Genomic DNA, 6,308 nt, shown 5'->3' on the forward strand with positions numbered 1-6,308 from the left:
CGGCACGACGGGCGACGCCGCTCGCACGGGGGGCGCGGCCGCTCGTACGACGGGCGACGCCGTGCCCCCGTCCTTCCAGGAGATGTGGCGGGAGCTGGCCGCGCTCGGCGGGCACGCCGACGACGGCTACCGGCGGTTCGCCTGGACCGCGGCGGACGCCGACTGCCGGGCCTGGTTCGCCGCGCAGGCCCGAGGGCGCGGGCTGGCGTACGAGACGGACCGGAACGGCAACCAGTGGGCTTGGCGGGGCGTTTCGGAGTCGGCCAGTCCCGATCGGCCAGCCGGCGAGAGGCGGTCGGCCGGCCCCGACCAGGCGGCGACCGATGCCGTGGTCACCGGCTCGCACCTGGACTCCGTCCCGGACGGCGGCGCGTACGACGGCCCCCTCGGCGTGGTCTCCGGGTTCGCCGCGCTCGACGAACTGCGCGCCCGCGGTGCCCGCCTCCGCAAGCCCCTGGCCGTGGTCAACTTCGCCGACGAGGAGGGCGCCCGGTTCGGCCTCGCCTGCGTCGGCTCTCGACTGGCCGCCGGCCAACTGAGCCGCGAACAGGCCGCGCGGCTCCGGGACGCCGACGGCATCACGCTGCCGGACGCCATGGCACGGGCCGGCCACGACCCGGAGGCGATCGGCCCGGACCCGGAACGCCTCGCCCGGATCGGCGCCTTCGTCGAACTGCACATCGAGCAGGGTCGCGCCCTCGCCGACACCGCCCACCCGGTCGGGGTCGCCTCCGCGATCTGGCCGCACGGCCGTTGGCGCTTCGACTTCCACGGCGAGGGGAACCACGCCGGCACCACCCGCCTGGACGATCGCCGCGACCCGATGCTGACGTACGCCACGACCGTGCTGGCGGCTCGTAAGAAGGCCCGACTGGCCGGTGCCCTGGCGACCTTCGGCAAGGTCGCGGTGCAGCCGGGCGGGGTCAACGCCATTCCCGCGCTGGTGCGCGGCTGGCTCGACTCCCGCGCCGCGGACGAGGAGACGCTGAGCCGGGTCGTCGAGCAGATCGAGGGAGCCGCCCGGGACCGCGGAGCGCGCGACGGCGTACGGGTCGGGGTCACCCGGGAGTCCTTCACACCGTTGGTGGAGTTCGCCTCCGGGCTGCGCGACCGGCTCGCCGCCCGGCTGGGCGGCGTACCAGTGCTGCCCACCGGCGCGGGACACGACGCCGGCATCCTGTCCGCGACACTGCCGACGGCGATGCTGTACGTACGCAACCCCACCGGCGTCTCGCACGCCCCCGCCGAGTACGCCGCGGAGGACGACTGCGCGGCCGGCGTCACCGCACTCGCCGACGTGCTGGAGGACCTGGCGTGCCATTGAACGAGCGGCCGCACGACCCGCCGAACGAGCAACCACGGGATCAGCCGCATGCCCCGCCGCACGACCCGCCCGCCCCGGACGTCACGTACTGGGCCGAGTACGCCTGGCTGGACGGCACCGTACGGCCCGAGGTGGCCCTGGACGTCGCCGACGGCCGGATCACCGCCGTACGCACGGGCGTCGGCGCGCCCGCGCCCGGCGACGTGCCGCTGCGCGGGCTGACCGTGCCCGGCCTGGCCAACGCCCACAGCCACGCCTTCCACCGGGCCCTGCGCGGCGTCGTACAGCAGGGCACGGGCACTTTCTGGACCTGGCGGGAGTCGATGTACGAGGTCGCGGAACGGCTCGACCCGGACCGCTACTTCGCCCTCGCCCGTGCCGTGTACGCCGAGATGGCGCTGGCCGGGATCACCACCGTCGGCGAGTTCCACTACGTCCACCACGCGCCCGGCGGCGTCCCGTACACCGAGCCGAACGCCATGGGCGAGGCGCTGATCGCCGCCGCCGCCGAGGCCGGCATCCGGATCACCCTGCTGGACACCTGCTATCTCGCCGCCGGCTTCGACCAGCCCCTGGAAGCCCACCAACTCCGGTTCAGCGACGGCACCGCACAGGCGTGGGCGGAACGGGCCGAGGCCCTGCGGCCGGACGGGAACACCCGGATCGGCGCGGCGGCGCACTCCGTACGGGCCGTCCCGGCACGCGAGTTGCCCACCGTCGTGGAATGGGCGCGGCACCGCCGGGCGCCGCTGCACGCGCACCTGTCCGAGCAGCCGGCGGAGAACGCCGCCTGCCAGGCCGCGCACGGCCGCACCCCCACCGAACTGCTCGCCGAGCACGGCGTCACCGGCCCGGACACCACCGCGGTGCACGCCACCCACCTCACCGAACGGGACATCGCGCTGCTCGGCGGCTCCGGCACCGGGGTGTGCGTGTGCCCGACGACCGAACGCGACCTGGCCGACGGCATCGGCCCGGCGGTGGACCTACGAGAGGCCGGCAGCCCGGTGTCGCTGGGCAGCGACAGCCACGCGGTCGTCGACCTGTTGGAGGAGGCCCGCGCGCTGGAGCTGAACGAGCGGCTGCGCACCCGTACGCGCGGCCACTGGACCGCCGCCGAACTGCTGCGGACCGCTACCGAGCGGGGCCAGGCCGCGCTCGGCTGGGCGACGGCGGGCCGGTTGGAGCCGGGCGCCCTGGCCGACTTCACCACCGTCGCGCTGGACACGGTGCGTACGGCGGGCCCGGAGCCACGGTGGGCGACCGAGGCGGTGGTCTTCGCGGCCGGCGGCGCGGACGTCCGGCACACGGTGGTCGGCGGCCGGCAGACGGTGCGGGACGGCGCGCACGCCCGAGTGCCGGACGTGCCACGGGCGTTGACCCAGGCGATCGCGGCGGTACGGGCCTGACCGGGCGGGCCGGTCGATCGCCCCCACACACTCCAGGAGGAACACGATGAGCAGCACCGTCATCCACGGCATCGGCAGCCTCGTCACCAACGACCCGACGCTCGGCGAGGGCCCGCTCGGACTGGTCCCGGACGCGGCCCTGGTGTTCGAGGACGAACGGGTCGCCTGGGCCGGCCCGGCGGGCGCGGCGCCCCCGGCGGACACCGCCTGGGACGCGGGCGGCCGGGCCGTCCTCCCCGGCTTCGTGGACTCGCACTCGCACCTCCTCTTCGCCGGCGACCGGACGGAGGAGTTCAACGCCCGGATGTCCGGGCGGCCGTACTCCGCCGGCGGCATCCGTACGACCGTCGCGGCCACCCGCGCCGCCTCCGACGTCGAGCTGCGCGAGAACCTTCGCCGGCACCTGCGGGAGGCGCTGCGCCAGGGCAGTACCACGATGGAGACCAAGTCCGGTTACGGCCTCACCACCGAGCAGGAGTCCCGCGCGCTGCGGGTGGCCGCCGAGCTGACCGAGGAGGTCACCTACCTCGGCGCGCACGTGGTGCCGGCGGAGTACGCCGAGGACCCGGCCGGTTACGTCGCGCTGGTGACCGGCCCGATGCTGGACGCCTGCGCGCCGTACGCGCGTTGGGTGGACGCGTTCTGCGAGCGGGGCGCGTTCGACGAGGACCAGGCGCGGGCGATCCTGCGGGCCGGCCGGGAGCGCGGGCTGACGCCGCGTATCCACGCCAACCAGCTCTCGTACGGGCCGGGCGTGCGGCTCGGCGTGGAGCTGGGTGCCGCCTCGGCCGACCACTGCACCCACCTGACGGACGCCGACGTGGACGCCCTCGCGCAGGGCGACACGGTCGCGACGCTGTTGCCCGGCTGCGAGTTCTCCACCCGCGCGGTCTACCCGGACGCGCGGCGGCTGTTGGACGCCGGCGTGACCGTCGCGCTGTCCACCGACTGCAACCCGGGCTCGTCCTTCACCTCGTCCATGCCGTTCTGCGTGGCGATCGCCGTACGGGAGATGGGCATGACCCCGGGCGAGGCGGTGTGGTCGGCGACGGCGGGCGGGGCGCGGGCGCTGCGGCGCGCGGACGTGGGGCGGCTGAGCGCCGGGGCGTACGCGGACCTCGCGGTGCTGGACGCGCCCTCGCACGTGCACCTGGCCTACCGGCCGGGGGTGCCGCTGGTCCGCGAGGTGTGGCGGCGGGGCAGCCGGGTCGACTGAACCCTGGGCCTGGGCTTGGCCCTGGGGTCGGTCCTGGGCCGACCGAACGTGCCGGTGCCCGGAGGGCGTTGGTTGACGCAGCCGTGCCCACGCCGACGAACGTACGAAGCCGTCGCCCTGGCGCAGGGCAACTCCGGTCCCGGTCAGCCCGGGTACGCCCGCGTCCGCGCCTCGCCTCCGCACCCTCTACGCGGTCCGCCGCCCCGGGGCGAGCGTGTGCGAACTGGCGGCCAGCAGTTCCGGATAGGGCTCCGCGATCCGCGCCGCGGTCAACGCGGAGTCAGACAGCGGGGAGCCGATGGCGGATTCGCCGGTGTGCTGCTCGGTGGCCTTGAGGATGTCCCACGTCGGGCCCTCGATACCGAGCACCTGGGCGTCCTGAAACCCCGCGCTGAGACCACCGCCGTTCACGGCAGCCAGGCGACCTGGGGCCTGGCGACCTGCGGCCTGCGCCGGCCCGGCCGTCCGCTCCCCCCCGTTGTGGACGGCCGGGTCCTGGCACGCCGCGCGCATGGCGCCAGTGACACCCCTCGCCATGAGCCCCGCCGGCGGCGCCGGCGTCCGCTCACTCCTCCAGGGTCAGGCCCTTGCGGAGCTTGCCGAGGGTGCGGGAGAGCAGCCGGGAGACGTGCATCTGGGAGACGCCCAGCTCGTCGCCGATCTCGGACTGGGTCATGTTCGCCACGAACCGCAGCGAGAGGATGCGGCGGTCCCGGGCAGGCAGCTCGGCGATCAGCGGCTTGAGCGACTCGACGTACTCGATGCCCTCCAGCCCGTGGTCCTCGTAGCCGAGCCGATCCGCCAGCGCGCCCTCGCTGTCGTCCTCCTCCGGCTGGGCGTCCAGCGAGCTGGCGGTGTAGGCGTTGCTCGCGGCCATGCCCTCGACCACCTCATCGGTGGTCAGCCCGAGCCGTTCGGCCAGCTCCTGCACGGTCGGCGCGCGGTCCAGCCGCTGCGCCAGCTCGTCACCCGCCTTGGCCAGGTCCAGCCGCAGCTCCTGAAGCCGGCGAGGGACGCGTACGGACCACGAGGTATCCCGGAAGAAGCGCTTGATCTCGCCGACGATGGTCGGCATGGCGAAGGTCGGGAACTCCACCCCGCGGTCGATCTCGAACCGGTCGATCGCCTTGATCAGTCCGATCGTGCCGACCTGGACGATGTCCTCCATCGGCTCGCTGCGGGAGCGGAACCGAGAGGCGGCGAACTTGACCAGCGCGAGGTTGAGTTCGACGAGGGTGTTGCGGACGTACGCGTACTCGTGGGTGCCCTCTTCGAGGTGCGTGAGCCGCTCGAAGAGCGTCTTGGACAGCGCTCGCGCGTCGACCGGGCCCACCTCGTCGTACGGCGGAAGCTCCGGGAGGTGTAGCTGCTCGAGGAGGGCCTCCTCGAGGGCGTCCGCGGTCAGCGCTGTGGCGTCCGGGCTCGGGTCCGGGTCTGCGAGGGCCTCGGCGGCCGGGTCGGTAGAGTCCGATATCCCGTGGTCGAGCCGGGGTGACATGGGTGTCCTCCATCATTCTCGGCATATGGCTGCCGGGGCCGTGACGTGCACTACGGGGTGCGGCGCCTCCAAAGCCGACGTGTTTCGGATGTCTTTTCTAGACCTACCCGCTTCGCTGTCGGCATGGCAAGTCCGTATTGTCCAATTTTGAACGAAGCGACGAGGTCCGGCGCTGACGTTCGGCCGCCGCCGACGGCAGGTGTTCGGCTATCGGTGGCAGCGCTGAAAGCGTAGGGTTCAAAGGGCCTGATGTGGGCAGCAGAGAAGGCTTGTTACGCAATCGCAAGGGGTGTGCATGGACCGCGGGATACCCGGGAGCGGCAACCGGGGTCGGCTCACGGTCGACGTACGGCACCACGGCGACAGCCTGGTGGCCACCCCGGACGGTGAGCTTGATCACCATACCGAGGCCCTGCTGCGAGAGCCCCTGGAGCAGGGCGTCGCTGAGGGATACAGCCGGCTGATCGTGGACTGTGCCCAGCTGGAGTTCTGTGACTCGACAGGGCTGAACGTGCTGCTCGGCGCTCGGTTGAAGGCCGAGGCGGCGGGCGGCGGCGTCCACCTGGCCGGGATGCGGCCGGTCGTGGCGCGGGTGTTCGAGATCACCGGTATGACGGCGCTCTTCACCATCCACCCCGACCTGGAAAGCGCCCTCGGAGGCGTGGCCGGGACGTGACTCGGGCGTTACACGCGTCACACCAGTCCGTCCGTATCAGTGGGTGTTCTCACGGTCCGGCAGGGCAGGAGACCACTGAATCTGTCAGGCATTCGGTGAGGTGAACCACTGATGAGCACCCCCCGGCCGTACGCGGCGGGCGATCGCGGCCCGGAGCGCGACGGCGCCGCGACGGCCGCCGCCGC

At 73.6% G+C, this 6,308-nt stretch carries 6 protein-coding genes; 4 read left to right on the forward strand and 2 right to left on the reverse strand.

Going from position 1 to position 6,308, the window contains the following annotated elements; genetic code table 11:
• Positions 1-82 precede the first annotated feature (82 nt).
• The 3 genes from AN216_RS03235 to hutI are packed head-to-tail and all read left to right on the forward strand — an operon-like array spanning position 83 to position 3,949.
• Positions 83-1,324, forward strand: coding sequence for an allantoate amidohydrolase (locus AN216_RS03235; RefSeq protein ID WP_070195057.1), 1,242 nt, complete (start codon positions 83-85; stop codon positions 1,322-1,324).
• Complete coding sequence (locus tag AN216_RS03240) at positions 1,321-2,733, forward strand: formimidoylglutamate deiminase (protein ID WP_079166202.1); 1,413 nt, start codon at positions 1,321-1,323, stop codon at positions 2,731-2,733. Before AN216_RS03235 ends, AN216_RS03240 begins: the two co-directional genes overlap by 4 nt.
• A gap of 46 nt (positions 2,734-2,779) precedes the next feature.
• On the forward strand, positions 2,780-3,949 hold the full coding sequence (gene hutI / locus AN216_RS03245) for an imidazolonepropionase (RefSeq protein WP_070195058.1): 1,170 nt from the start codon (positions 2,780-2,782) through the stop codon (positions 3,947-3,949).
• A gap of 186 nt (positions 3,950-4,135) precedes the next feature.
• Here hutI and AN216_RS03250 read toward each other — a convergent pair whose 3' ends face one another.
• Both AN216_RS03250 and AN216_RS03255 read right to left on the reverse strand, forming a co-directional pair.
• Entirely contained in the window at positions 4,136-4,360 is a 225-nt protein-coding gene (locus AN216_RS03250) for a hypothetical protein (RefSeq protein ID WP_070195059.1), read from the reverse strand.
• A 154-nt stretch (positions 4,361-4,514) separates the two neighbouring features.
• Positions 4,515-5,447 (reverse strand): RNA polymerase sigma factor SigF, encoded by a 933-nt coding sequence (locus tag AN216_RS03255; protein WP_070195060.1) that lies wholly within the window; start codon positions 5,445-5,447, stop codon positions 4,515-4,517.
• Between the two features lie 295 nt (positions 5,448-5,742).
• On the opposite strand from AN216_RS03255, the gene AN216_RS03260 reads away from it, so the two are divergent.
• Positions 5,743-6,123 carry an STAS domain-containing protein gene (locus tag AN216_RS03260; protein ID WP_070195061.1) on the forward strand — a complete coding sequence of 127 codons (381 nt, stop codon included), beginning with the start codon at positions 5,743-5,745 and terminating at the stop codon, positions 6,121-6,123.
• Positions 6,124-6,308: the final 185 nt, after the last annotated feature.

The sequence above is a fragment of the Streptomyces oceani genome (assembly GCF_001751245.1).
Lineage (GTDB): Bacteria > Actinomycetota > Actinomycetes > Streptomycetales > Streptomycetaceae > Streptomyces > Streptomyces oceani.